The sequence below is a fragment of the Collibacillus ludicampi genome (assembly GCF_023705585.1).
Taxonomy (GTDB): Bacteria; Bacillota; Bacilli; order Tumebacillales; family BOQE01; genus Collibacillus; species Collibacillus ludicampi.
Genome location: NZ_BOQE01000001.1, coordinates 3,447,576 through 3,474,099, shown reverse-complemented (window position 1 = coordinate 3,474,099; position 26,524 = coordinate 3,447,576). Strand labels below are relative to the sequence as shown.

The 26,524-nt window shown below is 47.9% G+C and carries 26 protein-coding genes; 2 read left to right on the top strand and 24 right to left on the bottom strand.

Going from position 1 to position 26,524, the window contains the following annotated elements; translation table 11 throughout:
• Nucleotides 1-375: 375 nt before the first annotated feature.
• The 12 genes from DNHGIG_RS17670 to cotE form a co-directional block, all read right to left on the bottom strand.
• A complete protein-coding gene (locus DNHGIG_RS17670; protein WP_282200834.1) occupies nucleotides 376-576 on the bottom strand; it encodes a cold-shock protein in 201 nt (66 codons plus the stop codon).
• Nucleotides 577-820: 244 nt separating this feature from the next.
• On the bottom strand, nucleotides 821-1,348 hold the full coding sequence (locus DNHGIG_RS17665) for a nitroreductase family protein (RefSeq protein ID WP_282200833.1): 528 nt from the start codon (nucleotides 1,346-1,348) through the stop codon (nucleotides 821-823).
• Nucleotides 1,349-1,785: 437 nt separating this feature from the next.
• A complete protein-coding gene (locus DNHGIG_RS17660) occupies nucleotides 1,786-2,442 on the bottom strand; it encodes a response regulator (RefSeq protein WP_282200832.1) in 657 nt (218 codons plus the stop codon).
• Nucleotides 2,414-3,508: a PAS domain-containing sensor histidine kinase gene (locus DNHGIG_RS17655; protein ID WP_282200831.1), complete on the bottom strand. Its 1,095-nt coding sequence runs from the start codon at nucleotides 3,506-3,508 to the stop codon at nucleotides 2,414-2,416. Before DNHGIG_RS17655 ends, DNHGIG_RS17660 begins: the two co-directional genes overlap by 29 nt.
• Before the next feature lie 29 nt (nucleotides 3,509-3,537).
• On the bottom strand, nucleotides 3,538-4,035 hold the full coding sequence (locus tag DNHGIG_RS17650) for a GAF domain-containing protein (RefSeq protein WP_282200830.1): 498 nt from the start codon (nucleotides 4,033-4,035) through the stop codon (nucleotides 3,538-3,540).
• 271 nt (nucleotides 4,036-4,306) lie between these two features.
• The gene (locus DNHGIG_RS17645) at nucleotides 4,307-4,582 is read right to left on the bottom strand and encodes a hypothetical protein (RefSeq protein ID WP_282200829.1); all 276 of its coding nucleotides are present in this window, start codon (nucleotides 4,580-4,582) and stop codon (nucleotides 4,307-4,309) included.
• Between the two features lie 15 nt (nucleotides 4,583-4,597).
• Complete coding sequence (locus DNHGIG_RS17640) at nucleotides 4,598-5,665, bottom strand: YheC/YheD family endospore coat-associated protein (protein WP_282200828.1); 1,068 nt, start codon at nucleotides 5,663-5,665, stop codon at nucleotides 4,598-4,600.
• A complete protein-coding gene (locus DNHGIG_RS17635; RefSeq protein WP_282200827.1) occupies nucleotides 5,665-7,032 on the bottom strand; it encodes a YheC/YheD family endospore coat-associated protein in 1,368 nt (455 codons plus the stop codon). The genes DNHGIG_RS17640 and DNHGIG_RS17635 overlap by 1 nt, the downstream gene beginning before the upstream one ends.
• A gap of 64 nt (nucleotides 7,033-7,096) precedes the next feature.
• The gene (locus DNHGIG_RS17630) at nucleotides 7,097-8,566 is read right to left on the bottom strand and encodes a putative amidoligase domain-containing protein (protein ID WP_282200826.1); all 1,470 of its coding nucleotides are present in this window, start codon (nucleotides 8,564-8,566) and stop codon (nucleotides 7,097-7,099) included.
• Nucleotides 8,567-8,592: 26 nt separating this feature from the next.
• On the bottom strand, nucleotides 8,593-9,987 hold the full coding sequence (locus tag DNHGIG_RS17625) for a YheC/YheD family endospore coat-associated protein (protein WP_282200825.1): 1,395 nt from the start codon (nucleotides 9,985-9,987) through the stop codon (nucleotides 8,593-8,595).
• Nucleotides 9,988-10,022: 35 nt separating this feature from the next.
• A complete protein-coding gene (locus tag DNHGIG_RS17620; protein ID WP_282200824.1) occupies nucleotides 10,023-11,366 on the bottom strand; it encodes a YheC/YheD family endospore coat-associated protein in 1,344 nt (447 codons plus the stop codon).
• 74 nt (nucleotides 11,367-11,440) lie between these two features.
• Nucleotides 11,441-11,986 (bottom strand): outer spore coat protein CotE, encoded by a 546-nt coding sequence (gene cotE, locus DNHGIG_RS17615; protein ID WP_282200823.1) that lies wholly within the window; start codon nucleotides 11,984-11,986, stop codon nucleotides 11,441-11,443.
• Nucleotides 11,987-12,551: 565 nt separating this feature from the next.
• On the opposite strand from cotE, the gene DNHGIG_RS17610 reads away from it, so the two are divergent.
• Nucleotides 12,552-13,526 carry a patatin-like phospholipase family protein gene (locus DNHGIG_RS17610; protein ID WP_282200822.1) on the top strand — a complete coding sequence of 325 codons (975 nt, stop codon included), beginning with the start codon at nucleotides 12,552-12,554 and terminating at the stop codon, nucleotides 13,524-13,526.
• A gap of 143 nt (nucleotides 13,527-13,669) precedes the next feature.
• Nucleotides 13,670-13,864: a hypothetical protein gene (locus DNHGIG_RS17605; protein ID WP_282200821.1), complete on the top strand. Its 195-nt coding sequence runs from the start codon at nucleotides 13,670-13,672 to the stop codon at nucleotides 13,862-13,864.
• A gap of 38 nt (nucleotides 13,865-13,902) precedes the next feature.
• Here DNHGIG_RS17605 and DNHGIG_RS17600 read toward each other — a convergent pair whose 3' ends face one another.
• The 12 genes from DNHGIG_RS17600 to DNHGIG_RS17545 form a co-directional block, all read right to left on the bottom strand.
• Complete coding sequence (locus DNHGIG_RS17600) at nucleotides 13,903-14,643, bottom strand: MBL fold metallo-hydrolase (protein ID WP_282200820.1); 741 nt, start codon at nucleotides 14,641-14,643, stop codon at nucleotides 13,903-13,905.
• Between the two features lie 256 nt (nucleotides 14,644-14,899).
• Nucleotides 14,900-15,160 (bottom strand): hypothetical protein, encoded by a 261-nt coding sequence (locus tag DNHGIG_RS17595; RefSeq protein WP_282200819.1) that lies wholly within the window; start codon nucleotides 15,158-15,160, stop codon nucleotides 14,900-14,902.
• A gap of 45 nt (nucleotides 15,161-15,205) precedes the next feature.
• On the bottom strand, nucleotides 15,206-16,033 hold the full coding sequence (locus DNHGIG_RS17590; RefSeq protein ID WP_282200818.1) for a PHP domain-containing protein: 828 nt from the start codon (nucleotides 16,031-16,033) through the stop codon (nucleotides 15,206-15,208).
• Between the two features lie 677 nt (nucleotides 16,034-16,710).
• Nucleotides 16,711-17,658 carry a dipeptidase gene (locus DNHGIG_RS17585; protein ID WP_282200817.1) on the bottom strand — a complete coding sequence of 316 codons (948 nt, stop codon included), beginning with the start codon at nucleotides 17,656-17,658 and terminating at the stop codon, nucleotides 16,711-16,713.
• A gap of 169 nt (nucleotides 17,659-17,827) precedes the next feature.
• On the bottom strand, nucleotides 17,828-18,088 hold the full coding sequence (gene spoVS, locus DNHGIG_RS17580; protein ID WP_282200816.1) for a stage V sporulation protein SpoVS: 261 nt from the start codon (nucleotides 18,086-18,088) through the stop codon (nucleotides 17,828-17,830).
• Between the two features lie 86 nt (nucleotides 18,089-18,174).
• A complete protein-coding gene (locus DNHGIG_RS17575) occupies nucleotides 18,175-18,972 on the bottom strand; it encodes a TIGR00282 family metallophosphoesterase (protein ID WP_282200815.1) in 798 nt (265 codons plus the stop codon).
• Nucleotides 18,973-19,010: 38 nt separating this feature from the next.
• On the bottom strand, nucleotides 19,011-19,514 hold the full coding sequence (locus tag DNHGIG_RS17570) for a hypothetical protein (RefSeq protein WP_282200814.1): 504 nt from the start codon (nucleotides 19,512-19,514) through the stop codon (nucleotides 19,011-19,013).
• Nucleotides 19,515-19,647: 133 nt separating this feature from the next.
• Nucleotides 19,648-21,189 carry a ribonuclease Y gene (gene rny / locus DNHGIG_RS17565; RefSeq protein WP_282200813.1) on the bottom strand — a complete coding sequence of 514 codons (1,542 nt, stop codon included), beginning with the start codon at nucleotides 21,187-21,189 and terminating at the stop codon, nucleotides 19,648-19,650.
• Nucleotides 21,190-21,337: 148 nt separating this feature from the next.
• The gene (locus tag DNHGIG_RS17560; protein WP_282200812.1) at nucleotides 21,338-21,985 is read right to left on the bottom strand and encodes a regulatory protein RecX; all 648 of its coding nucleotides are present in this window, start codon (nucleotides 21,983-21,985) and stop codon (nucleotides 21,338-21,340) included.
• Nucleotides 21,985-23,064 carry a recombinase RecA gene (gene recA / locus DNHGIG_RS17555; RefSeq protein ID WP_282200811.1) on the bottom strand — a complete coding sequence of 360 codons (1,080 nt, stop codon included), beginning with the start codon at nucleotides 23,062-23,064 and terminating at the stop codon, nucleotides 21,985-21,987. The genes DNHGIG_RS17560 and recA overlap by 1 nt, the downstream gene beginning before the upstream one ends.
• A 542-nt stretch (nucleotides 23,065-23,606) precedes the next feature.
• A complete protein-coding gene (locus DNHGIG_RS17550; protein WP_282201467.1) occupies nucleotides 23,607-25,199 on the bottom strand; it encodes a DEAD/DEAH box helicase in 1,593 nt (530 codons plus the stop codon).
• A gap of 4 nt (nucleotides 25,200-25,203) precedes the next feature.
• A complete protein-coding gene (locus DNHGIG_RS17545; protein WP_282200810.1) occupies nucleotides 25,204-26,448 on the bottom strand; it encodes a competence/damage-inducible protein A in 1,245 nt (414 codons plus the stop codon).
• Between the last annotated feature and the right edge of the window lie 76 nt (nucleotides 26,449-26,524).

Below are 26,524 nucleotides of genomic sequence, written 5' to 3'. Positions count from 1 at the left end.
ACCAAGACTGTGCTTTGTCTGTTAGTCAGAAGATGCAAGTAGATGCATGACATCTTTGAATTGGGAATTATGGGTGAACATTGTATCGTCACACCTCCAACTCCGCACGTCTATTTTATCATAATTTAGACTATACTGACAACTAGAGTTAGAAGTCTTTATAATAAGAACAAAAGTTCGATTATACAAAATGCAGATTTCGCAGCAGTCTATCTCGCACAAATTCAAGGCTTACCTATGGAAGCTTTTTTGACGTCTGGATAGTATAAAATGTGTGAAAAAAGTACTACATTTAATACATTCCTAAACAATAAAAAGATCGCCTTTGTCCTCTCTGGGAGGAAAAAGCGATCCGGATAAGCAGTCGTTTTCTAATTAGGCAACCGTTACGTTGGCCGCTTGTGCACCCTTAGGACCTTGCACGATTTCGAAAGTAACACGCTGACCTTCCTCGAGTGACTTGAAGCCGTTCGTTTGAATCGCGCTGAAATGCACGAACACGTCGACGCCACTATCTGTTGAGATGAATCCATAACCCTTTTGTGCGTTAAACCACTTAACGATACCTTTTTGCATTTGAAATCCTCCTACATGCCTCTTGGGGCGATGAATGTCCATTTGCCCACTACTTAATGACGAAAAAAAGCCGGTCTTGCTCTGAACATGAGGTCCAGACAACACCGGCTCATTAATTCATAAGTAAGTTTGCAGCAAATGTTCGATTGGTTAATATAATACTTCATTTTTCATGATATGTCAAACCATCTATTTCCGTGCCTTCATCCTGTATCATCTCAAATCAATCGGAATATTATTTTGATCACGAGGAGTATAACTCTCGATGGAAAACAAGTTCGAGCGGATACATCTCTTTGGAGCCCGGCTTTTTATCTGGCCACCCCAAACCGATTATCGCAACGACACGGAGATGTTCAGGGATCGCTAGTTGCTCTCTCGCATAACGTTCGCGTTTCTCAGACTCCTGCGGATTCTCCGAATGGTATACAACCCCCCAGGCAGCTCCAAGCCCCAGGGAAACGGCGGTTAACCAGAGAAATCCCCCGGCGATGGAAGCATCTTGTAGCCAATATTTGCTGAGGGCTTGATCACTAACGATCACTACGGCCGCTTTCACATTTTCGAGCCACTGCATGTAGGGGGTCGTATGTTTCAATGCTTGCAATTTTTGCGGATCGGTCACGAGGATGAATTCTCGGGAAGGCAAATTGTTTCCGCTTGGGGCCAGGTATGCAGAGCGAATGATTTGTTCCAAGAGATGTTCAGGGATGGGGTCAGGCTTGAATTGTGTGATTTCCCGTCGTTTTTCGATGGCAGACAAAACATCCATGATTCGCACATCCTTTTTGTTTGTTCGGATTAGAACAAAGTGATAATACCATTATATAGAATATAGATAAGTATTGTAGGAAAAATGTACGATGCCCTTCGATCTTTTATGACCGAAAGGCATCGTATCCTCTATACGGTTCCCCCAACCCCCATTGAAATCCAAGCAAAGGAATTTTATTTCTCCTCGATTCTGCGCAGTCATTCTTCTTTATCTTCCTGATTCTACATGCGTTCCGCCATAGGGAACAAAACGAGTTCTTCCTTTAAATAGTGATCGGATACTATCGAATGGGCTTGTAATACGTATCCGACTTTCTGTCTGATCTCATCGGATATCCATGAATCTAGAGGTGATTCCGTTTTTGATTATATTGTAGGTGAGATGAGTTTCCCTTATTGTGAGATCCTTCACATTCATGCTCAGCTGATTCTTATTTATTCCAAGTGTAATAATCCTTTCCTCAGCGCATAGCGGACGAGTTCCGGTCGCGTTTTCAGATGCAATTTTTCCATGATCTTCGCCTTATGTGTTTCGACGGTCTTCACCGAAACAATCAGCTTTTCGGCGATTTCTTTGTTGGAATATCCTTGTGCGACCAAAGAGAGGATTTCTTGTTCACGATCGGAAAGAACATGGTAATGTTCCATGTCCTCTCCTTTCTGCACACGCTGGAGAAATTCTTGTATGAGCGCTTTCGTTGCTGACGGGTAAAGATAGGCGGCTCCTTGATAAACCGTACGGATCGCGGCAATCAGATCCATATCCAGCGCGCTTTTCAGAATATATCCGGACGCCCCCGCCTGTAAAACCCGAAAGAGATATTCTTCATCCTCATGCATTGTCAAGATCAGGACTTCAATCTCGGGAGCCGCCTCTTTTAAACGGGCGGTTGCGGAAAGGCCATTTTCACCCGGAGGCATGCTGAGATCCATCAAAACAACGTCAGGTTTCAACTGTAAAGCCCGTTCAACAGCTTCTCTCCCGTCAGTTGCCGCACCGACCACTTCCATGTCGCTTTGTGCATTGATCAGCATCGATAACCCGGATCTGACAATGGCGTGGTCATCTGCAATAAGTACCCGGATCGACATACAGCGGTGCCCCCTCCTCATCTAATGGAATCACGACATGAATCGTCGTGCCTCGACCGATTGTTGAATGGATCTTGACATCTCCTCCCAGCAGGTTCGCTCGTTCTTTCATACCATATAATCCAAGCCCGGTTCCCTGTATGAGAATCTGCTCCGTGTCAAAGCCGCACCCATGATCTTCTATCTTCATTTCAATCCGGTTATTGTAATCGGAAATCCGCACAAACACTTGATCGGTATCCGCATACTTGGCCGCATTCGTCATCGCTTCTTGACAGATGCGATAGAGGGCGGTTTCGACAGCAGAAGAATACCTGCGCTGCTTTCCTTCAACTTCGAGGTATGATTCGATACCGAAAGTTTGTTCAAACCTTTTGATAAAAGAACGAATGGCTGGTACCAATCCAAGATCATCCAGAGCAGAGGGACGCAGATCGACCGCCAGGCTTCTAACTTCTTCCAATGCCCTGACTGTCATTTGCTGCAGTTCCGCTAAATGGTGTCTCATCACTTCATCCATCGGCAGTTGATCGAGAACTTTCATACCGACAATGATACTATAAAGCGCCTGCCCCACCCCATCATGCAAATCTCGTGAAACACGTTTACGCTCTTCTTCCTGCGCTTGGATCACATAATTGGTCATCACCCTGTGAAACCGTTCCCGTTCAATTCGATGTTGCTCAGACATATCACGAAGAATCACGACAAAATCGGCCCCGGATTCCTCGGGCAGCCGGGCAGAACTTGCAGCCGCTGGAAACTCATGTCCACTTTTGGTTATGACCCGCATTTCAAAAGATGGTACGTTCAGCTTTTCCCGAAAGCATTCGGCACAAGTCGCCTCTTCCGAACAAGTCGCGATCCCTTTACAAATGGCGCAAACATGTACCTTTCCGCTCAACTCTTCTGCGCTCCACCCAATCAATGTTTCGGCGGCAGGATTCACACCTACGACGAATCCCTGTTTATCAATCACGATAATTGCATCCGTCATATGTTTAAAAATCGACTCGAGAAACGAGGATGTCTCACGTGCTGAACCCATGTTTGTGAACGAAGCCATCCCAACTTCTCCTTCTCGTAAATTTCTCCCTAGTATATCTCATTCGCCCGCGTGAGTATAGTCGAGGCCGGATCCGCCTTATCGTTTTCCATGCGTTTCTGCATGACTGCCCCCAATTGTTCCGCAACGTCTAAAACGAGTTCCAACGTCTCATGTGGAAACACACGATTCATGCGGCAACCGACTAACAGGACGCCCATGATCTGATCATCTATGGTCACTGGTACGGCAATAGCCGAATGCAAACCTTCCGCTAGAAGAATCGGATATTCGCGTGGGTCATCTCCACTCTTAGGAGAAAATGATTGTATCACCATCGGTCGTCCTGAGCGAAACACTTTACCTCCGATTCCTTTTCCCGGAAACATAACGATTTTTTTATAGCGTTCGTTACGGTTTCCAGAAACAAATCGCCAGCGAATCGTTTGTTCATTACTGCTTGTCCAGGCAAGAGCAGCAAAGTCGGTGTCTGTTAGACGCCGTAGTACACTCAGACTTGTCTCGATGTCTCCTTGCAGGCTTCCCATTCTTCGCGCCCCCAACCCATACTTTGATGTTACCTATGTATTAAATATATCATGACAAATGGTTACAGGTTATCAGGGAATTCCCTGAGTATCATCGGGGAATTCCCTTATTTAGATATAAAATGATCACAAAGTTGATCCCTATTCGTGATGATGAAAATGACAATTGTCTGGATTGAAGGGAGACAAATGAAAATTCTGATACCCAGGGAACATAGCGTGTGGGGGATGCTCTTGGTTCCTTTCACCATAGGGGTAGTTTACGCGGGGTTCAGAGGAGTTCTCCGTTAAATTTGTGTACGATGCGTATCCAAACTTCTTCTGTGATCGGGCCGAGGTTCATGCGGTACATTCCGAGTGAAATGTCACACCCATCGCGATCGTTGATATCGAGAAATCGGGCTGCCACCTGCCGCCCGTCTTCCAGTTCGTATGTTAAGATATATGTATCTTGTTCTGTCATCTGTGCACCTTCCTTCTTTACCTTTAGTATATAATAGGCAATCATCAAATCAACCCTTTTGAACAGTGGTATACAATCGGACATAAAGAAAGCCTCTCATCAAATGCGAGAGGCTTTGGATAACAGGTGCTCGCAAAAATAAAAAATCTGTTTCAACGATCGTTCACGAATGTGCGGTTCATCAAACTTCATCGGCTTTGCGTTGGCTTCGAAAAACCAGAGACGCGATTCGCGATCGACTCCGATATCCATTGACATCTCACCGACGAGTTCCTCCTCCCCTTCGTCAATCGTCTCTGCACAGCGCATGGCCATTTCCGTTACACGGTTCATGACTTGCTCCTCTTGCCCAGGAAACACCTGAGCCAGTGATTCGACTGCCGGTAGGATCATGCCCCCGTTAGGTACATGAGTGGTGATGCCATCCGGCGCAGCCACGCGGCAGCCAAATCCAGTGATTTCAAAATGACCTTCACGTCCTTTTTGCAATAAAAGGCGTAGATCGAACATACGTCCCTGGACACGCGATAAATCAATGCCTTCTTGTGCCACGTAATCGTTCCGGCCCATTTTTTTATGCAGAAATTTTAACAGTGAGGCTTCCTGTTTCAACCTGTGAGTCAGGCGATATCCCTTCTTCTGGAAAACAATATGATACATTTCTCCCTGATGATCAATTCTGAAAATACCGTCCCCCGCTTTACCGTGTATAGGTTTGAGATAAACGGATTTCACTTCCGCGAGGAAAGGGAGAAGATCTCGTAAATCGGAAACAGGCAGCGTACGCGGGACAAATATGGACGTGTCCGCTCGTCTGGAAAGCAACTCATATAAACTTCTCTTATTAAAAAATCCCGGATTATAATAAGGAATTCCCATTCGCTTTAACCTTTTTTTCGCTTCCTTTACAGCTGTGGTTTGTTCCGCCTTGCGGTCAGGAATCCGGTTATACACCACATCCGGCAAGCGAGAAGTGACGAGTTTCCAACCATGATTCCATTTCCAGGCCTGGATCGTCTGACTGTGGATAGATAAACTTTCAGGCGCCAAAACGATTACCTCATGCCCCAAGAGTCGCCCGATCTTCGTGATGTCATAAAAATTCCTCCGGTTTCCGCGAAACTCATCTCCTCTTTTCACCGTTAAAATCCCGAGCAAAACCCCCATTAGACATGCACTTCCTTTACAGATGAAAATCCGGAGAGAAGCGTACAATATTCAATGATTTTCCGAGCGGAACGAACCCCCGCTTTGCGCAGTCTGGGGTGGCGGAAAATGGCCCGCCCGGGTTTCGCGTTCGCCTCAAACATCCAGATTCGGTCTTGCTGATCAAATCCCATATCGAGTCCCAATTCACCGATCGTTCCTTCCACAAACTGTTCAATCGTTTGTGCGATTAGACAAGCTTTTGAGCATAGCTCTGCTTTCATCATTTCCGCATACTCCCCGTACCACATGTGAAATACTTCATCCGCATCCATCACCACTCCGCCATTGTGCACATGTGTCGTGACCGCTGCGTCCCCTGCAACTTTCGCGCCAATGCCGATCACTTCCCACATCCCTGATCCGTTTTTGTGAAGATGCATACGAAAATCGGTGACCCGCCCGTCGGTCTGACGAAGATCAATCCCTTGTTGAATCACGTAGTGCCGCTGACCTGCTATCCGACGGATGAACGAATAGAGAGGTTCCATTTGATAAAACCGATAAGAAACGCTCTTCCCCTTCCGTTGATAGCGAAGTTCATACAAACGTTCCCGTTGCTGGATTTGCATGATGCCTATACCCAAACTCCCGTGAATCGGCTTCGCATATAGGAGAGGATGCCGTTTACTCATGGCCTGCAGGGTATTTAGCGATGTCAATGGTTTCGTTTCGGGAATGTACACACTCGTTACCGGAGATTGAAGCAAGAGCCGGTACACTTCATCTTTTCCAAAGAAATCAGGATTGAAAATCGGGATCTCGTATCTGTCTTTCAACTCCTGTTTTGCAAATTGAACGGGCGCCCACATCTCCGCACTGCGATGGGGGACGCGATTGTAGATCACATCGGGAAATGGAAACTCCTTATAGACCCATTTCTCCCCCTTTCCTTTACCTGTAAGGGTTAATCCGTTGATTCTTTCAGTGGTCCAGTTGATATCTTTGGGTGTAAAGACGAATGCGGTTGTACGCAGATCACGCGCCGCCCGCACATATTCGCGCAAAATGTTACGCCCGCGGATAAAGTGAATCTGATCATTTTTCGGACCGGTCGTTAAAATTCCGATGAGTGGACCGATTTTTAAAACCCCCTCTTCCCATTTCATACCCATTCGTTCATCCCACGTGTGTACCTCGTTCCCAAAGATCAGCTCGACGCCACCCGTTGTCCTTCCTTCGATGAACGCATCCGCTCTATACTTACCCCACGAGAAAGGAATGTATTGTCCGACCTTCAGTTTCAATGTCTCCCTTAATTTGCGCGGAAGTACGATTCGGCAGTGAATCAAATGATTCGAATCTTTGTGTAATAAATGGGGTCTCATTGCTGTTCCTCCCAAGCTCTGAGACATCTTATCGAGATATTCTATGAAAAAATAAACAGCCAGGTTACGAATTTAACCTGGCTGCCGATTTCTTCTTCGAAGTATTCTTCTTTTTATATTCGATTCCCCAACGCTTTTTAATATCACTGTTCTCATTCCATGACATGTTCGCGCGTACCATCTCGGGGATAATTTTCAATTTCTCCTCATACAGTTTATAAGTGCTCGTATTTTCGATATTCCTCCAGATATCAACGAAGAGAGACTGGAGCGCCCATTTGTCGCACATGTAAAAATCCTTCTGATTTTCCAGACGGATAAATGGTGTCATCTTCAATTCGCGATGGTGAACGACAACCAGATAGGCGAGGCAAAGCACCGCTTGTGCGATCTCCGGCGAAACGATCCAGCTTCCCGGAGTGCGATACTCAAATCCCCCGTGTGATTTCAAGCGAATATCCCCGAGAAAACCATATTTTGGTCTTCGTTTCAATGCAGTGCTGCTCGATTCGATCATCATGACAGGAAAACCGAGATAGGTATCCAACACTTTGATCAACCGGCTCGATAAAGGTAAAGAAGAGAAATGAATGTGACCACCGATGGGAAAATTGGGGAAGGGCATGGATCCCGCCATCCACTCAAGGGAAGGGCGAGGAATCATACTCTTGGCCTGCAGGAGGGTCATGCGGAGATTCTCAAAAAGCTGCAACGGTTCACTTGCGGGGTCAGGGCGCAATTCCGCCACCGGATGGCGCCTCCCATCCCGGTTTATCGACACATCATCATATCCGACTTCACCCTTACGCGGTAAGAAACGTGAAGCAAGCACCAGTTTTCCCTGATTGGATTTCAACATGAATTCGAGGTCTGCCCCCATTTTGAAATCTCTACTCTCTGCAGGTGTTGATCGTTCCAAGGCGATCCATTCGTTGAACGCATCGACGTATAATTGAAGAAGCTTTCCCTTCAATACGGGTTCCGGATTGACATCCAAAACATAACAGAAGCCGCGCGACGATACAGCGAGACTGACAAGCCCGAAATCGAGTCCTAAAGAGTGAATGGCCCTGACAGCCAATCTGGCAATTCGGGTGGTATATTTATCTTCATCGATGGGTACTTCGCGAAAATGATGGTTTATTTTTGATATATCCCGATTGATCCATACGGATTTCTTGTCCGAGCGGTAGCAAGTAAGCACTCGCATATTAAAAACAGGAACACGGTAATAACGAGAGACACGCAGCCTCCGTTCAAATTCCCCGCGTTCCGTATCCGTATCGCGCAACGGAGTTCTCACTCCATTCAGTTGTAACATGCGGAGCATAAAGCGCCTGTCACGCGTATTCTCGATCGCAATTCGCGGATTTAATACATACCCATCATCATCGTTCCCCAACGTATTCCCCCACCGAATCACTACGTCTTGACTGGCCACCGGTTCCAAATTCTCGACTCCGGTACAATCGATCAGCCGTCTCAACAATTTCTTGGCTGACGCTTGACCGGAATGCAGAAGCAGGAATCCCATAGCCACGTCTCCTTTCACAGATCGCTTCAAGATCGAAATCCTGACAAGTACTTGGCATAAAGCATTGGACGTCGAAACGATTGAACAACGAGATGTTGTGAACCGTTCTCGGTCATCGGTTTTTTCCACGGTTTCGCATTGACTTCAATCACCCAGAGATAGCGGTCTTCATCGATTCCGATGTCAAGACCCAGTTCCCCTAACGACAGACCACACTGTTCTTCGATGACCAACGGCAACATGCGCGATAAATGATTGATTTTTCGCTGTATGCGCACGAGTTCATTCTTGTCCGCACAGATTTTACGGAGTACTTCGCGTACGGGCAACGCGTTTCCGCCTGTACTCAGGTTTGAAGTGATATCCCCACGCTGCGCAATTCGACAGAATGCTTTTGTCCTGCGCCATTTGCCCGTTTGGTCTTTCTGCATGAGAATGCGTATATCAAAAGGACGATTGTCAAACGTGAGAAGATTCAAACCCTGTTGGATCACATATTTTTTTCCCGTCTTATGAGTGCCGGTGAGTGACAAAATTTGTGCCGGCGTAGTCACGATTCCTTCTTTTGCAATCCCTTTTTTCCCCTTGATTTGGTAACTGTATCTCCCGTCTTGCAGACGCATGATTTTGATAATTCCAAGCCCCAGGGAACCGTGAATGGGTTTCATGTAGACAAGACGGTGCTCTTGCATAAAACGGATCATTTTCTCCCGTGAATCAAGCAGAATCGTGTGCGGCAGGTATCCTCTCATACGAGAATCTTTGTTTAACCATGTATGTACCTGCCATTTATCAAAAAATCCAGGGTTAAAATAGTTCGTTTGATACAAGCGCAACAATTTCGTTTTGTTTTCGATAACCCGCGGATTCTTTTCATACTTTCGCGAAATAATCTGATCATATATCACATCAGGCAACGGAAGTCTTTCTTGTACCCACATCTTGCGTTCCCCAAGAATTCTGCGAAACCACCCTTTCACAACCCCTTTCTCCCAGTGGATCTGCTCGGGAGAAAAGATGAATCCGAATAATCGTTCTTTCTCCGCTGCCTCCAGTAATCGTTCGAAGACGGCTACTTGCATACCATACGGCTTTCCTTCGTGCACATGTACCCGTGCAAGTATACCGACAAGAGGACCGAAACGAATATGGCCTTCTTCTTCTGTATACATTTGTATGCGGATCCGTTCGGGAATCCCCAATTCCTTCTGTATATCGGACGAAAGGCTGATCATATCATGGAAATTGGGCGTTTGATAGAGCACGCGAGCTTTCGTCGTCTTGCCGCCAAAATGAAGATGGACGGAACCTCCCGCATAAAGATGAAACTTCTGACAGAGTGCCCGGTGAACATAAATCACCCCGAAATGGGATGGAGATGCAGAGTGCACATATACAGGAACTGGCCCCCATTTGATCACCTCCAATCCCCCCTTATAAAACAAATCTTCCATTCCTAAAATCCGGTTGTGTATTCAGCATATTCAAGTGGACGCAACAATGACAACAGACGCACCTTTTCATCCAATAAACGCAACATTTTTCTTCCCGGACGCGGGTTGGCTTCAATAAACCACAAACCACCGTTCTGATCGACAGCAAGATCAATCCCCACTTCCCCGATCTCCCCGACTTCGTCTTCGATACAATGAGCGATCTGTTCCGCCAAACGATCCATTCGGTCGATCAACTCATCCGTATTTGTATGTTCCCATTTTTCGTTTTCCAGAAAGGTTTCGGCCCGTTGTACGCGTCCTCCTGAATGTATATTGGTCGTAACGGCGTGCTTTTGTCCGATCCGTGCTACGCGAGCCGTAACTGCCCATGTTCCGATGCGATCTTTTTGCAGGAGCCAGCGGAAATCGACCGGTTCCCCCTCCGGCGTTTGCAGGCGCTCAACCTCCTGCTGTACCAGATAGCGGCGCTTTCCGACAAATTTCTTCTGGAGCCAAGACATACGTTGGTTTTTTTTGACGAGTAATTTGTGCGACACACGATTCTCTTCCCAAGACACCATTAACCCGTTTTGGCGGAGGTGTAATTGAAACACCTGTTCTCCTTGCGTACCGTGGATCGGTTTAACAAAGACTGTTTGGTTCTGCTTCAACATTTCTACCAAGTCGGAAACGGAGCGGATCAGTCTCGTGTGTGGCAGAAAAGGAAGCAGATCATCCGAACGTCCAAGCATTTGATGGACATCCCACTTCGAGCCGATCGATCGCGTGAGAAAGGAGCAGCCGGATTGACAGAAGTAATGTTCTTCTCTTTCGATCAGAGGGCGGAAGGATGAGGGCCGCCGAACGATCTTCTGAATGACAAAATCGGGACACGGCCTCCAGACCTTTTTCCACGCGTATGTTTCATCATACGTCCACGCTTGTATACGATGGCCGCCGATATCAACAGACCCGGGGGTCACAATGTAGAGATGGTTTCCTTGTTCTTTGCCAAGGAGCACCCAGTCGCGCAAGAGTTCTGTCAATTCGCCAAACGGTGTTGATCGAGATCTGCCGGGAAGTGTATAGAGGGCGATAAATGGCCCGATTCTCCAAGTGTCTCCTCGCAGGGTCCATTTGGTTTTTCCTTTAGGAATGGCGAGCGCAGAAGCGGTATCGGCAGACATTCCGATCAAATCGTTCTCACCTTTGTGTGTTTGAATGCGCACGATCCGTTGTAATGGCCCCACTTGCAAACAGATGGATTGACCGCACTTCACATTCGTTTCTTCCAATAGATGTGACGGTAAATAAAGTGTATCGGACGTGCGTTTGCTCAAACGAACGTTTCCAATACCGACCACACATGATCCCTCCCGGAATAGAAAAGGGGCAGTACACTGCCCCTCAAGAAAAAAGATGACGGATGGTGTTGCCATCAATCTTCAAAATCATCTTCCTCATCTTCGACAAATATGTCTTCTTCGATTGGATCCTCTTCATCCTTAAACGCCGGAGGTTCTGCGCATAAAACGAATACTTTCGTGCGGCCTACTACTTCAGCCGCCATCTCTTTCTCTACACGTACCATGATTTCGCGTCCATTGTCTACGACTGATGCATCAAGGCAATTCGGTTGTTGCAAGACTTTAATCGTCACTTCCATACCTTCGCGGGTGCATAACGGGTCAAGTTCACGCAGCGGGATCTGCTCGACATAGGATACGGTATCTTTCGCCACCGCCGTTTCGCTATTGCCGTTGTAGGAGTACCAAACGTTAATGTCAAAACGTCCGTGGACTTCTACAAAATCCCCTACCAATTCCGCATCGTAGGAGTGATTCATCACCCAGCATCCACCGATCGTCGTTGGACGATTGGCAGGATTGATCGTATAGGTGTTCTCTGAGTACTTGCTCCCTTTCCCGCAAACGGCGTGTGTTAAGATCTCTCTGTAGCGAGCGCCTCTTTCAGAGCGTGCCATTCTGCTACCTCCTCATTGCAGGTAAGTAACGTGCAGGCCATCGGTTGATTCTCCGGTTGCCATAGCCAGACGAAACCCAATGTTTATTAGAAGTGTATGCGGGATATCCGTCTATGGTGCATTTGCCTCTGGTTCGTCACCAGCATGTATTCCTGCACTTCCCCTTCATACACAGATGCCTATGGTCATCTGTCCGTATATCCTATGCCCGGTGTGTTGATTGGGTACTTGGGGAGGTGCCTATTTTTCAAGTAAAAAATCAGACTCGAATGGTCGAACGAGGATCAAATAGACCCATTCATAAGGTATTTGACGAGGTTACTGAACGCGATCACGATCTCGCCGCTCAAAATGAATGATTATAAAAAATTGGAATTTCCCATTCTATCGACAAAGATGAATTGGAAAGAAGGCAAGTGGTTCTAAATTCGAGGCTTTGTTCGTGAGAGCTGGCGGAAAAGAGAGTCTATAAGTTTGATATACGATTTTAGAGGCAATCAATCTGATAAGGGCGCATAGCGGTGGGCAATACTAGCACAAAAACCGATTTCAGGGGGCTCGCGTCATGCCAGAATTCTCGAGTATCAATATTGCCCTAGGGGCCGGAGCTGCGCGGGGCTTAGCACACATCGGAGTGCTGAAATCCCTGCAGCGCCACGGCATACCCATCGCCGGCATCGCTGGCAGCAGTATGGGCGCGGTAGTAGGTGCCGCATTTGCAAGCGGTGCCTTCGAGCCGTTTACGATGGCTGCCCTTAGTGTTCGCCGGGTGGATCTGTTGCGGCTTGCTGACCTTTCATTTTCCGCCGGTGGCCTGCTTCAAGGAGAACGGGTCCGAACGAAACTCGAGGGATTAATCGGCAATCCTAAGTTCGAAGATCTGGAGATTCCCCTTGCGATTGTCACTACTGACGTTCAATTGTCAGAAACCGTTGTCTTAACCCACGGCAGTGTAATTGATGCGATTAGGGCCAGCATATCGGTTCCAGGGCTCTTTGCCCCCGTAAGAGCAGATGGTCGGCTACTGGTCGATGGTGGGCTTACCAATCCAGTACCGGCCAACGTAGTCCGCACGTTTTCGGGTCGCTATACGGTGGCTGTGGAAATTGGTTCCGATCGGGATGTCTGGACTCGTGCAGGTACCTACGCCCGAGTCCGGATGAACCGCTTGCGCAATTTTGTGTCGGAAATACCGTATCCCCGTGCCTTGACAATGGGGGAGGTCCTTCAAATTCTAAACAGGATGGCTTCCACCCGGAGGCGTGGTTCAGGCTACGGCCTCTTTCGGATGCTCTTGGTGAGTCTGGAGATATTGGAAACCGAGTTGGGAGCCCATAGTCGCTCCTTGCAGAAGGCAGATTATATTGTGCGGCCGCACGTCGGTCACATTGATGGTCACCGGTTCGATCTCGCTCGCCAAGCCATTGAGGCAGGTGAGAAAGCCGGCGAGGAACTTGTGAGTGTTCTGAATGGGTTGCGGCAGCCTGCTGACCATTTACACAGGTTCGCTGTTGTTTCAACGCCCCCACCAGGTAACTAGGTTCAATCCCAAGGTGAGACCGGCAACAAAACCTTGAAGGCGATATGATTCACGTTCCGCACATACCCTTTCCTATTCTTGTCATAGTAGTGGATTGAAACGGCGGACAAGATATGAACAGTACAGAGAAAGGTGGGAGATTGATGCCAAATCACAAAGACATTTTCCGAAACAAACGGGACTTTGCGAGGGCCGAGTTTGCCACCGAGCTGTACAAACCCGCAGGAATTCCACGCCCGCGGGAGAAAAAATCGCAAGTCGTGCAATACACCAAGTGGGACTTTACCCATAAGTCTTTGAAGCGGCAAATGCACGAAAAAGACGGCCGCGACACCTAATGAAAAATTGACCTGCAGAGTAACGCCTGCAGGTCATCCTACAATTCGAACCACATCCCTTTTTGTGCCACGTGAACAGGGCGACCGAAATATTGTGTCCCCTCCTGTCGAATCGTTTCGGGATGATAGTCGGGATACAGATGCGTAAGACATAAGTCTTTCACATCCGCCTTCTTAGCGATTTCTGCCGCCTGTTTTGTAGTCAAATGCCCGATCTCTGCCGGACCTTCATCTGCAATCAGCCAGGAGGCTTCACAAATAAACAAATCCGCCTCTTCGGCAAGCCGTTCAATCTCCGGACAAGGCCCTGTATCGGCCGAAAAGACAAACTTCTTTCCATCCTTTTCAACGGCGACTGCCAACGTTGGGATGGCGTGGTTGACAGCAGCAAAACGCACGGTAGCCCCGCACAATGTTAAAACTGTATCAGCAAAAATGGGGGTGGCAATCACGTGATCTTTCATTGTCACTTTCGCGAAATCGTTTTTGGGTTCTCCGTTCGCATATACGGCAAGTGGACGATCCCTTTTTCCCTGCGCGCGTTCAACCATGATCGCATACTTAAGAACACCAAGATCAGAAACGTGATCATGGTGATGATGGGTAATAATAAGCGCATCCAAATCATTGAGGGAAATATGCCGCGTCATTTCCGCAAGAACTCCACTTCCGATATCGATCAGAAAATGACCTGTCTCTGTCTGTACCAGAAGACCCGTTGTGGTTCCCCCAGGAGCAGGATAGGGGCCATATTCGCCAAGGATACCGATTTTCAGCAAAACTCTGTCTCCTTTCATCCGACAAAAAACGTCAGAAATCTCTGTCAAAACACGAATAAAGACGAAAGATCTCATTTCCATGGGAATAGTATGACGTGTAAAATGGCTTGATTCGAAACGCTTCTTTGAGTCATAACCGTCGAATCATAGAGGAAACTTTTCTGATTCCCGGAAAGTTTACATGTATGTAAACAATTCCATCTTATATATACTACCCCGAGTTCAAAAACCCTTTGCCATGTAGCAAAGGGCTTTATCACTCATCTGTTGATGATCCCTCTAATGTGTGCATTCCTTGCAGTAGGAGAATTCTTGACACATATCGCCGGTTTCGTTTTTTCAATTCATGATTCTCACGTTGTAGACGCGCAATTTGCCTCATTTGGTTTTGGGCGTTAATCTCCAAGAGGTTCATTAAGATGCGTCGGCCTGTACGCAGTTGGGAGATCCTTTTTTCCAGTTCACGTACCCTCTCCTCCCACATCTGTTCGCCATGCATCGTCAAAGGAGATTTCACCTCTTTCTTATCCTGATACATCAAGTATATGCCATGAAAATTGTCTTAAAACATGAGACTCCGCTTTTTCAGTTGTTCTACAACATGTTCATCCACATATACGCTGCCCAAATCCCCCCGATGCTCTGCGCCCGCACCATGGAAATCGGAACCTCCAGTGGCGATCAAACCTAGGTTTTCGGCCATTTGCGAAAACCGTTTACGTTCTTCGGGGGAGTGATCGGGATGCAATGCTTCCAGGCCGAGAAGACCTTCGGGGATCAATTCTTCCACGATCGCATCTTTTCCGACCAAACCGGGATGAGCGATCACCGGTACGCCTCCAGCTTCGCGAATCAAGCGTACCGCTTGTCCGGGATGCAATTTGAACCTCTCTACATAGCCCGGCCGCCCTTTCCCGATCCAGCGATCAAATGCATCACGGATATCACTGGCATACCCCATACGCACCAGGACCCGAGCGATATGGGGACGACCGACTGATGCGCCTTTTGCCTCGGCCAATACGTCTTTCTCGCTGATCTGTATGCCTGCTGTCCGAAGTTTTTGAAGGATACGATCCATACGCGTCAGTCGTTCTTCCCGCAGTTGAAGAAACAAATCTTGTAAAACTGTGGATGAGCGGTCAAAATAATAACCCAGAACGTGTACTTCTTTCCCTTCATATTCCGTGTTAATCTCGACTCCCGGCACGATTTCTATACCATATTGAGTCCCGGCTTCGAGAGCCTCTTCGATCCCATCCGTCGTATCATGATCGCAAACCGCAACACCGGAAAGACCATTTTTCTTGGCTAACTCGACCAATTCGCGCGGAGAAAACGTTCCATCCGAAGCGGTTGTATGGGCATGCAAATCGTAACGAGTTGACATCGGTATCCCTCATTTCATGTTGTAAGTCTAATATGGAAACCTTGTGGTTAGGCGGGCGAATGCTTTGCGTTCGCGCTCCGTGGAGGTCGTTTCAGCGGGTATATGCATTGCGCTTATGCTCCGTGAAGGTAGTCATTGCGGGCAAATGCTTGGCGTTCATGCTCCGTGGAGGTCGTCTCGCTTGGAATATATTTGCTTGTTGCGAGACGACCTCCAAAGTCGCTGTTTCACGCCAAGCATTTGCCGCTTACAGGCTGGAAAGGAAACGAAACGCCCTTCAAAGTCGCTATTACGCGCAATGCATATACCCTTTTACATCCGAAAGGAAGCGAGACGTCCTCCAAAGTCGCTGTCTCACGCAAATCATTTCGCCCACCCAAAGACACTTTTCATCCTCTGATGTAGCCGCTTGCTGAATAAGGGTTACAAGGTTCGAAAGCTAGTCTTATGTGGCAAAAAGAAATTGGAAGCTGCAAATAAAAAAGGAGTGGCTTTTGGGTGGATGTATCGCTTTGCAGCGAAGAGGTGAGTTGAAGGTCGTTCCGCAACTCTATTTAGAATCCGAGCGGAACGACCTTCATCGAACCCAAGCGCAAAGCGATACATCCACCCAAGCACTAATCCTCAAAGCAGCCCCCACGCTGCCAGTGGCTTTTTATGGCGCTGCACATGCGGGACTACTTCAATGTTTGTTTTAGTACGCGCAGCCAATTCTCACCCATTAATTTCTTCGTAACGGTTTCCCCGTACTCTTTAATCAGGACCTCAAGGAAACGCGAATAATCGGATCCGTTACGCAAATCCAACATCGTTCGTTCAATCCCGTCGAAATCAGAACCGAAACCGACAGCATCTTCTCCCGCCGTGTGAAGCATGTGATCAACATGGAGCAACAGGTCGTTGATCGTCGCTTCCCCGTCACGGATGAAGTAAGGTACGAACGTAACCCCTACCAAGCCGCCCGTACTTGCGATTGCACGAATCTGTTCATCGGTCAAATTTCTACGGTGAAAATAAACCGCTTTTGCATTCGAATGTGAAGCAATGACAGGTGCTCGCGTTTCTTCCAAAACATCCCAAAAACTCCGTTCACCCAAATGGGATACGTCCACCAGCATGCCCAAGCGATTCATTTCACGAATCACTGAACGGCCAAACGGTGTGAGTCCACGATCCTTTTTCTCCCCAACTCCATCCGCAATACAATTACCGTTATTCCAGGTCAATCCCATGGCGCGTACTCCAAGATCATATAAGCTGCGGAGGATTCTCAGGTCACCCTGTATGCAATCTCCACCTTCAAGAGATAGCATACCCGATTTGATTCCTTTCGCATGATTTTCGAGCACATCCTGATACGTGTATACAGCACCGAGCCGTTTTCCGTCAGCGATTTCCCGTTTAAACGTCTCGATATACTGTAATACGCGTGTCAGCATGGCGGGAGGCTCGTGTTCGGGTTCCACAAATAAAGCGAAAATTTGTAAGTCAACACCGCCTTCTACCATGTGATGATAACTCTGTTGGAGACTGGTACGATCTTTATAAAAATCAAGCCCTTCTTCCTCGATACGAAGTAGAATGTCGGCATGACCATCCACCAAAAAGCCGTTTGCTTGATTCATAGAATACGTCCTCCTTATAACTCCCCTAACAAAAGAGGCCTCCATCCAAGTATATTCTCCATCACACATCCTTTGAAGCGAAGCGGATTATGAACGATAAAAAACCTGTTTTCCTTTTCGGATAAACAGGTTCCATGGAGTCTCAAGTTTATGTCAATCATACAAGCAGTCAACGAGGCTCAACAATCAACTTGATTGCGGTTCTTTCCTCGCCATCAATCATGATATCTGTAAATGCAGGAATACAAATCAGGTCCATTCCGCTAGGTGCTACAAAACCTCTTGCAATCGCTACTGCTTTTACTGCTTGGTTTAAAGCTCCGGCACCGATGGCTTGTATCTCAGCACCACCGCGTTCGCGAAGAACTCCTGCCAGAGCGCCCGCAACAGAATTAGGATTGGATTTTGCTGAAACTTTTAATACCTCCATGGGATAAGAACCTCCTCGAAGTATCGGATAAATAAGACACTTCTACTATATTCGGGGTTCTTGTAAAAATTCCTTCAGTTCCGTCGCTAATATTCACAAAATTCCACCCGTTCCGGTGTGACCGAAACGCGCGTTATCGTTTTCGCCCGTCCATTCGTCTCCAGATCGACCACTACAGCATGTAATTGTGCAGGACCTGCTTCGATCTCGAATTTCACTGGCATCTGTGTCAAGAATTTTTGGATCACCAGATCGCGTTTAATTCCAATTATCCCGTCATACGGACCACACATGCCAACATCTGTAATGTAAGCCGTTCCTCCGGGCAAGATACGAGCATCTGCCGTTTGTACATGTGTATGTGTGCCGATAACTGCCGAAACCCTGCCGGCAACGTGCCAAGCGAGAGCCAGTTTTTCCGAGGTCGTCTCTGCGTGAAAATCGATAAAAATATGATCGGTCGCATCCGATAGTTCTTCTAAGATCTTATCGAGCACCGTGAACGGGGAATCAAAGTCACCCATGAAAGTACGCCCGAGGAGATTAATGACTGCTACATCGACATTTCCTGTCTTCACGATCGTATACCCCATGCCCGGCGCGTGGATCGGATAGTTAGCTGGTCTAACTATCCTCCGTTCATCGGCAATAAAGTTGAAAACATCCTTATTGTCCCACACGTGATTTCCCATCGTTAGAATATCGATTTTTGCATCGAAGAGCGCCTCCGCCAAACGCAACGTAATGCCACGTCCGTTCGCGATATTCTCCGCATTAGCGATCGTTAAATCGGGCTGAAAGCGTTCGACTAATCTCGGCATCCACGTTTCGACGATCAATCGTCCCGGTTGACCAACAATATCTCCTAAGAATAAAATGCGCACAACGATCCTCCTGACACCTACTTGGAAAATTGGTGCGTTTACATATTGTAAACGAATACCTTCCCGCCATCTCGATAGGCAACCAAATCCTGTTCCTCGGTGATTCCTTCTTGATGATGCAAAAGATGTTCAATCACTTCATCTTGCGCTTCCATATCTTCCATTCGAAGTTCTATCGGATCCAGTAATATGTATGATTCGAAGTGCTCCTGAATCAGCGCGGTAACCAATCGTATCTCGGAAAGAGATAAATGATTCAAAGATTGTGTATATGTAATAAACGTAACTTCGTTCAGAACCGATCGGCTAAAGGTTCCCCATTTATTAACAGTATGATCAAATTCCTGCATCGCCACAAAATAATCTTTCACTTTTGAAAGGAATTTTTGGAACGTTTCTTCTTCGATGAATCCATTCAATAAAAACGTTAATATCACAAACTTCCCCTTATGTACAAAACGAATGGTTGATACTTGGGGATAGCGAATCAGCATAGAAATCAACAAATGAATTCCTTTGGATTCTTTGAAACGAGATCGCATTCATGTCACTACTTTCTACGGCTTTTTGGCAATACTGCAAAATAAATTCGCCGTCTCTCTTCAATCTCCTTCAGGTAAAACACGTTAGCTCATGAGAAGCATGGAAAAAAATAAAGCAGCCGAAGAGGCTACTTTATTTTGCGTATTCGACGGCTCTGGTCTCACGGATCACCGTGACTTTAATCTGCCCAGGGTAATCAAGTTCATTCTCAATTCGTTTTGAGATTTCCCGAGAGACGCGTACCGATTCTGCGTCATCAATTAGCTCAGGCTTAACGATAATTCGTATTTCGCGACCCGCTTGTATAGCATATGACTTGTCCACGCCTTCAAACGATTCGGCGATTTCTTCCAATTTCTCAAGACGTTTAATATATATATCGAGTGTTTCACGGCGAGCACCCGGTCGGGCAGCAGATAGAGCATCAGCCGCACCAACTAACAAAGATATAGGCGACGTATATTCCATATCACCATGATGAGCACCGATCGCATTGATCACGACGGGATGTTCTTTATACTTCTTAGCCAGATCAAGACCGATCTCAACATGGGAACCTTCCACTTCGTGGGTAATCGCCTTCCCTATATCATGTAACAATCCGGCGCGCTTCGCCAAATTTATATCCAATCCCAGTTCCGCCGCCATCAATCCAGCAAGATGCGCAACTTCAATTGAATGTTTTAAAACGTTTTGACCGTAACTGGTCCGATATTTCAAGCGACCGAGGATTTTGATCAAATCGGGGTGTAAGCCGGTTACGCCCGTTTCGAAAGTCGCTTGCTCTCCTTCTTCACGAATACGCTCGTCGATTTCACGACGTGCTTTTTCAACCATTTCCTCGATTCGAGCGGGATGGATACGCCCATCCGCAACCAATTTCTCCAAAGCCACACGGGCGATTTCCCTGCGTACGGGATCAAATCCAGACAGAATGACTGCCTCCGGTGTATCGTCGATAATAAGGTCGATCCCTGTTAAAGTTTCTAGGGCTCGAATATTTCGCCCTTCACGACCGATAATACGGCCTTTCATTTCATCATTCGGTAAAGCTACAACTGAAACGGTAGTTTCCGCAACATGATCGGCAGCACAGCGTTGAATCGCCGTACAGATGATCTCCTTTGCTTTCTTATCCGCCTCCAGCCGCGCCTGTTGCTCAATCTCTTTCATGAGCATAGCAGCTTCATGACGGCATTCCGCTTCTACATTCGAGAGAATCAAATTGCGCGCTTCTTCTCGTGTCAAACCGCTAATTCTTTCTAATTCGGCCGCTTGAGCCCGATAGAGCTCTTCAACTTGCTCCCTCATCTCTTCCACATTACGTTCTTTTATCGCCAAAATTTCTCCGCGCTTCTCAATCGCTTCGGTCTTACGATCAAGCGTTTCCTCTTTCTGAAGTAAGCGTCGCTCAAGTCGTTGAATCTCGTTACGCCGCTCGCGGATATCTTTTTCGGCTTCGGAACGCAGCTTGTGTACTTCTTCCTTCGCTTCGATGATCGCTTCCTTCATCTTGGCTTCCGCTTCCCTCGTAGCTTGGTCGACGATCTGGGCTGCACGTTCTTCGGCGGATTGGATCTTTCTCTCCGCGAAAGAACGCCGTAAGACGTAGCCGATCGCCATACCCACCAACAGGAAGATTAAGGAAAAAGCAACAATCAAGAGGTATGACATATGGGTAACGCCTCCTTGCTCAGAAACGTATCAGTCTGAGCTAGACGACGCAGACCCTCTAATAGGTTGTATAAATCGGTACATCAGACTGTCAACTTGACAGTGACCGATCAAGCTGCTCATACGCAATTTAATTGTAACTTTTGTGTCAATCATTGTCAAGATTGGAGGTGTTTTTGATGGTTCGCAAGATTTCCTGAATCGTACCCATACGATATCCTCTACGAGCAAGAAAAGAGCCAAGCCGGCGCGTAAGTACCCGTTCATCAACGTCCCTCATTTTCGCGAGGCGCGCACGAGCCAGAGCAAGCGCAGTCTTTTGATCATCCACACATGCGGAAGCTAACACTTCATCGATCACTTCATCCGCGATACCTTTTTGTTGTAATTCAAAACGCAACATGCGCTCACTTCGCGGCCGATCTTGCAATCGACTTCGCACAAAGCCTTCCGCGTAACGTTTGTCGTCTACATATCCGTATTCGGACAAAAATTGAAACACCTGCTGGATAACGGCTTCCGAAAATCCCTTTCGCACAAGATACACACGAAGCTGATAGGCGGAACGGGGCCGGGCGGCGAGATACTTGATTGCAAGATCCTTGGCAAAGCCGAGTTGTTCTTCCGCACGGAGGGCATCCAACTCCTCCGAGGATAACACCTGCCCCACCCGCAACTTCGCTTTCACAACCACTTCGCGTCTTACACGCAAAACCGGATCACCGTTTATAAACACGCATACCCGATCATGGCTGGAGCGCTCCGCCTTAATCGCAGTGATCGTATGCTTATCCATTACTCGTCGATCAAGGAATCACTAAAAATCCCTTCAAATTCGTCAAAGCTCTCATCGGTTGCGGCTGGAACGCTGACCTTCGCTCCCGGACCAGAGACATTATAATATTCGCGAATCTTCTCCTCAATCTGATTAGCAATCTCCGGATGCTCCTTGAGGAATTGTTTCGCATTTTCACGCCCCTGGCCCAAACGTTCGTCTTGGAAAGAATACCAAGCACCGCTCTTCGTGATGATATCTAGTTCGGTTCCCATATCGATAATACTGCCCTCGCGGGAAATCCCTTCGCCGAACATGATATCAACATCAGCCGATTTAAAAGGCGGCGCGACTTTATTCTTCACCACTTTAATTTTCACGCGATTTCCAACGAGTTCATTCCCCTGCTTCAGGGCTTCGGCCCTGCGCACTTCCAAGCGGATCGTGGAATAAAACTTTAACGCTCTTCCCCCCGTCGTGGTTTCCGGATTACCGAACATCACGCCTACTTTTTCCCGGATTTGGTTAATAAAAATCGCGAGTGTCTTCGATTTGGAAATCGCTCCCGACAACTTTCTCAGCGCTTGGGACATGAGTCTCGCCTGCAAGCCAACGTGAGCATCTCCCATCTCCCCGTCGATCTCAGCTTTGGGAACGAGAGCGGCAACCGAGTCGATTACGATGACATCTACAGCACCGCTGCGCACAAGCGCCTCCGCGATTTCGAGCGCCTGTTCCCCGGTATCCGGTTGTGAGATCAGCAATTCGTCGATATTGACTCCAAGCTTCTGTGCATACACAGGATCCAAGGCGTGCTCCGCGTCAATAAATGCCGCTTGACCGCCGATTTTCTGCACTTCTGCGATCGTGTGCAATGCGACGGTTGTCTTACCGGACGATTCGGGACCGTATATTTCAATAATCCTGCCGCGCGGAAAACCTCCGACTCCAAGTGCAATATCGAGCGCGAGAGACCCGGAGGAAACGGTTTCCACCGACATCATGTTTGTTGCTTCTCCAAGTTTCATGATCGAGCCTTTGCCAAATTGTTTCTCGATAAGGCGCAACGCCTGATCTAAAGCTGCTTTACGGTCGCTCAAACTATACAACCCCTTCTTATGAACTCATTTCCATTCTTATAATTCGCGATCAGCGACAATCATTCCTGCTGCTATTATTTTAATCGATTCTACGCCAGAATGCAAACGTTTGTTCGTAATTGGTAGGGGTAATAAGGCTTGGGTGGATGTATCGCTTTGCGCTTGGGTTCAATGAAGGTCGTCGTAGCGGGCATATGCTTGGCGTTCAGGCTCCGAGGAGGTCGTCTCAGAGGGTATATGCATTGCGCTCATGCTCCGTGAAGGTCGTCTCGCATGGAATCATAATCAAATGTTGCGAGACGACCTTCAAAGTCGCAATTACGCGCAATGCATATACCCCCATATCGTCCAAAAGGTAGCGAGACGACCTCCAAAGTCGCTGACCCACGCAAAGCATTACGCCCGCTCGAAGACACTTTTCATGATCTAATGACGCCGCCCATACAGCATGGAGGCATAAATAAAAATTGCCCTCGAATCATCGAAGGCAATTTCCGCCCCGCCGTTGAAACGCGCACGCGACTTGGGCTGTACGGAAGAGACTAACGGCGTCCGCTCACCGTGCGTTCACGCGGCCGAGCCGGCTCTAGGTTGACGCGTGTTCCGTTGATCCGCGATTGACGCAATGCTTCATACACGAACGGAGCCGATTCCTGTTCCACTTCCAGGAACGTAAACTTGTCAAAAATGTCGATCTTGCCGATAGCTTGTCCTGGAACTCCAGCTTCTTCCGAGATCGCGCGGATTAAATCGGAAGGACCGATCTTCGCGCTTCGGCCGATATTCAGGAAGAAACGCACCATTCCCGGAGCTCCTCCCGTTTCACCGAAATCATAATTGTCTTCAGCCTCACGGGAAAGCTCATCGGAACTGGCCAATTTGAGCGCTGCCGCCGCGAGGTCGATCGGATCGAATTCATCCACAAGGTTGCCAAGAACAGCACGATAATGGGATACTCCACCCTCTTGCACAGCGGTACGCAAACGCTCGCGCCACATTTCCGCTTGGCGTTCCGCAACATCCGCAAGTGAAGGAACTTCCCGCGGAACGATCTTTGCTTTTGTTTCTTTTTCAATCATTTTCAACAGTTTAAATTCACGCGGTGTCACAAGCGTGAGCGCCAAACCGTGTTTACCCGCTCTCCCCGTGCGTCCGATGCGGTGGACGTACGATTCGGGATCTTGCGGTATGTCATAGTTGATCACGTGCGTGACATTCTCCACATCGATGCCGCGCGCCGCCACATCGGTAGCTACAAGCATCTCGATCTCGCCATTGCGAAACTTCTTCATGACGCGATCCCGCTGCGCTTGTGACATATCCCCGTGCAAGCCGTCCGCCATATACCCGCGGGAGATCAAAGCTTCCGTCAACTCATCAACGCCTCGCTTCGTCCGGCAAAAAATGATCCCCAAAGGCACATCCTCCGAATCGATGATACGGCACAAACTCTCTAATTTGTTTCGTTCCAGTACCTTATAGTACACTTGATCGATTAACGGTACGGTCACTTCTCCGCGATTAATCGTCACATTTTTCGGGTTACTCATATATTTGTTAGACAGCCGTTTGACTTCCGGCGGCATCGTCGCAGAGAACAACAGGGTTTGACGATCAGCGGGGGTTTCTTTTAAGATCGTTTCGATATCATCGATAAATCCCATATCCAACATTTCGTCCGCTTCATCGAGAACAACCGTGCGCAGCTTATCCAACTTTAACGTACCGCGGCGAAGATGGTCGAGCACACGCCCCGGAGTACCGATCACGATTTGTATTCCTTGTTGCAGCGCTTTGATCTGATGCCCAATCGACTGCCCGCCGTAGATCGGGAGTGTGCGCACTCGCTTATAGCGCGCGATCTTCCGCAATTCCCCCGCCACTTGGATGGCGAGTTCACGCGTGGGTGTTAACACCAGCGATTGGACATGTCTCGCATTGGTCGCCATCTCGATCAAAGGAACACCGAATGCGGCTGTTTTACCCGTCCCCGTTTGCGCCTGCCCGATCACATCGAGACCCTCTAAAATCAAGGGAATGCATTGTGCCTGTATAGGGGACGGTTCCTCAAACCCCATGTCACTGATCGCTTGTTGTACTTTTTTATTCAAATTCAGATCTAAAAACGTTGTCATCATATCACCTTTCTGTTTTCATACATTGAAGAATGGCATGAAGAGCAGCCTTGACGGAACGCATGCGAATTTGTGCACGATCTCCCCGAAAATGATGCTCATGCACGACCGTCTCATTTTTATGACTCACGGCAATGTAGACGAGCCCCACAGGCTTCTCCGGAGTCCCACCACCTGGTCCGGCAATTCCCGTAATCGCGATCGCCCAATCACTTTGGCTTCTTTTCCGGCATCCTTCTGCCATCGCTTTCGCACATTCGCTTGAAACTGCACCGTAATTGTTCAGTATGTCCTCAGAAACATACAAAATTTCTCTTTTTGCGCGATTGCTGTATGTGAGATAGCCGGCCGTGAAATAATCGGAACTGCCCGGGATATCGGTGATCGCCGCTCCTAAAAGGCCGCCCGTACAACTTTCGGCGACGCTAACTGTTTCCTTGCGTTCGCGCAAAAGCTTGCCAACCGCGACGGGAAGCGTTTCATCGTCTATACCGTATATGTATGTACCTAATCGATTGCGCAATTCTTGCTCGACAGGAGCGATGAGACGATATGCCTGATCTTCCGTCTCTGCCTGAGCCGTTATGCGCAAGGAAACCTCACCCTCCGACGCGTATGGAGCGATCGTAGGATTGCTCTGCTTACGTATCAAATCGGCGATCTTCATTTCCATCATCGATTCGCCGATCCCGGCCATTCGCAAGATGCGGGAGCGTATCGTCTTCTTCTGCCCGTGAAGCGAACGAATCAACGGTACGACTTGTTCCTCGTACATCGGTCTCATCTCCGTAGGAGGACCAGGAAGCAAGAAAAAGTGTGTCCCATTTTGTTCGATATACATACCAGGCGCTGTACCTCTGGGATTTTTCAGGATCATCGCTCCTTCAATCACCATGGCCTGCTTCCGGTTGTTCTCGCTCATCGTTCGTCCGCGCTGCGTAAAAAAAGCTTCTAACTCCGCTAAAACTTCCGGATCCAGGATGAGAGGTTTGCCTAAAAAATCGGCGACTGCTTCGCGCGTGAGATCATCTTCCGTCGGTCCAAGCCCGCCCGTCAAGATCACCAAGCTTGATCTCGAACTTGCGAGCTGCAACGCTTCTCGTAACCGAGCTCGATTGTCACCAATCACTTGGTGATAATAAACACCGATGCCCTCTAGCGGCAAACGGGCAGATATGTATTGTGCGTTCGTATTGGCGATTTGTCCCATTAGCAATTCCGTTCCCACTGCAATAATCTCGGCTTTCATTCTCCATCACTCTCCCCTCAAACGCATCGGATACGAACGAAGAAAGGAAGATAGGCCAAGGCTCTACCTTCCCTGG

Excerpts from the sequence above, each read along its gene's own strand:
- DNHGIG_RS17670 (WP_282200834.1), bottom strand. The coding sequence starts at position 576 with ATGCAAAAAGGTATCGTTAAGTGGTTTAACGCACAAAAGGGTTATGGA.
- DNHGIG_RS17665 (WP_282200833.1), bottom strand. The coding sequence starts at position 1,348 with ATGGATGTTTTGTCTGCCATCGAAAAACGACGGGAAATCACACAATTC.
- DNHGIG_RS17660 (WP_282200832.1), bottom strand. The coding sequence starts at position 2,442 with ATGTCGATCCGGGTACTTATTGCAGATGACCACGCCATTGTCAGATCC.
- DNHGIG_RS17655 (WP_282200831.1), bottom strand. The coding sequence starts at position 3,508 with ATGGCTTCGTTCACAAACATGGGTTCAGCACGTGAGACATCCTCGTTT.
- DNHGIG_RS17650 (WP_282200830.1), bottom strand. The coding sequence starts at position 4,035 with ATGGGAAGCCTGCAAGGAGACATCGAGACAAGTCTGAGTGTACTACGG.
- DNHGIG_RS17645 (WP_282200829.1), bottom strand. The coding sequence starts at position 4,582 with ATGTCCGATTGTATACCACTGTTCAAAAGGGTTGATTTGATGATTGCC.
- DNHGIG_RS17640 (WP_282200828.1), bottom strand. The coding sequence starts at position 5,665 with ATGGGGGTTTTGCTCGGGATTTTAACGGTGAAAAGAGGAGATGAGTTT.
- DNHGIG_RS17635 (WP_282200827.1), bottom strand. The coding sequence starts at position 7,032 with ATGAGACCCCATTTATTACACAAAGATTCGAATCATTTGATTCACTGC.
- DNHGIG_RS17630 (WP_282200826.1), bottom strand. The coding sequence starts at position 8,566 with ATGGGATTCCTGCTTCTGCATTCCGGTCAAGCGTCAGCCAAGAAATTG.
- cotE (WP_282200823.1), bottom strand. The coding sequence starts at position 11,986 with ATGGCACGCTCTGAAAGAGGCGCTCGCTACAGAGAGATCTTAACACAC.
- DNHGIG_RS17610 (WP_282200822.1), top strand. The coding sequence starts at position 12,552 with ATGCCAGAATTCTCGAGTATCAATATTGCCCTAGGGGCCGGAGCTGCG.
- DNHGIG_RS17605 (WP_282200821.1), top strand. The coding sequence starts at position 13,670 with ATGCCAAATCACAAAGACATTTTCCGAAACAAACGGGACTTTGCGAGG.
- DNHGIG_RS17590 (WP_282200818.1), bottom strand. The coding sequence starts at position 16,033 with ATGTCAACTCGTTACGATTTGCATGCCCATACAACCGCTTCGGATGGA.
- DNHGIG_RS17585 (WP_282200817.1), bottom strand. The coding sequence starts at position 17,658 with ATGAATCAAGCAAACGGCTTTTTGGTGGATGGTCATGCCGACATTCTA.
- spoVS (WP_282200816.1), bottom strand. The coding sequence starts at position 18,088 with ATGGAGGTATTAAAAGTTTCAGCAAAATCCAATCCTAATTCTGTTGCG.
- DNHGIG_RS17570 (WP_282200814.1), bottom strand. The coding sequence starts at position 19,514 with ATGCGATCTCGTTTCAAAGAATCCAAAGGAATTCATTTGTTGATTTCT.
- rny (WP_282200813.1), bottom strand. The coding sequence starts at position 21,189 with ATGTCATACCTCTTGATTGTTGCTTTTTCCTTAATCTTCCTGTTGGTG.
- DNHGIG_RS17560 (WP_282200812.1), bottom strand. The coding sequence starts at position 21,985 with ATGGATAAGCATACGATCACTGCGATTAAGGCGGAGCGCTCCAGCCAT.
- DNHGIG_RS17550 (WP_282201467.1), bottom strand. The coding sequence starts at position 25,199 with ATGACAACGTTTTTAGATCTGAATTTGAATAAAAAAGTACAACAAGCG.
- DNHGIG_RS17545 (WP_282200810.1), bottom strand. The coding sequence starts at position 26,448 with ATGAAAGCCGAGATTATTGCAGTGGGAACGGAATTGCTAATGGGACAA.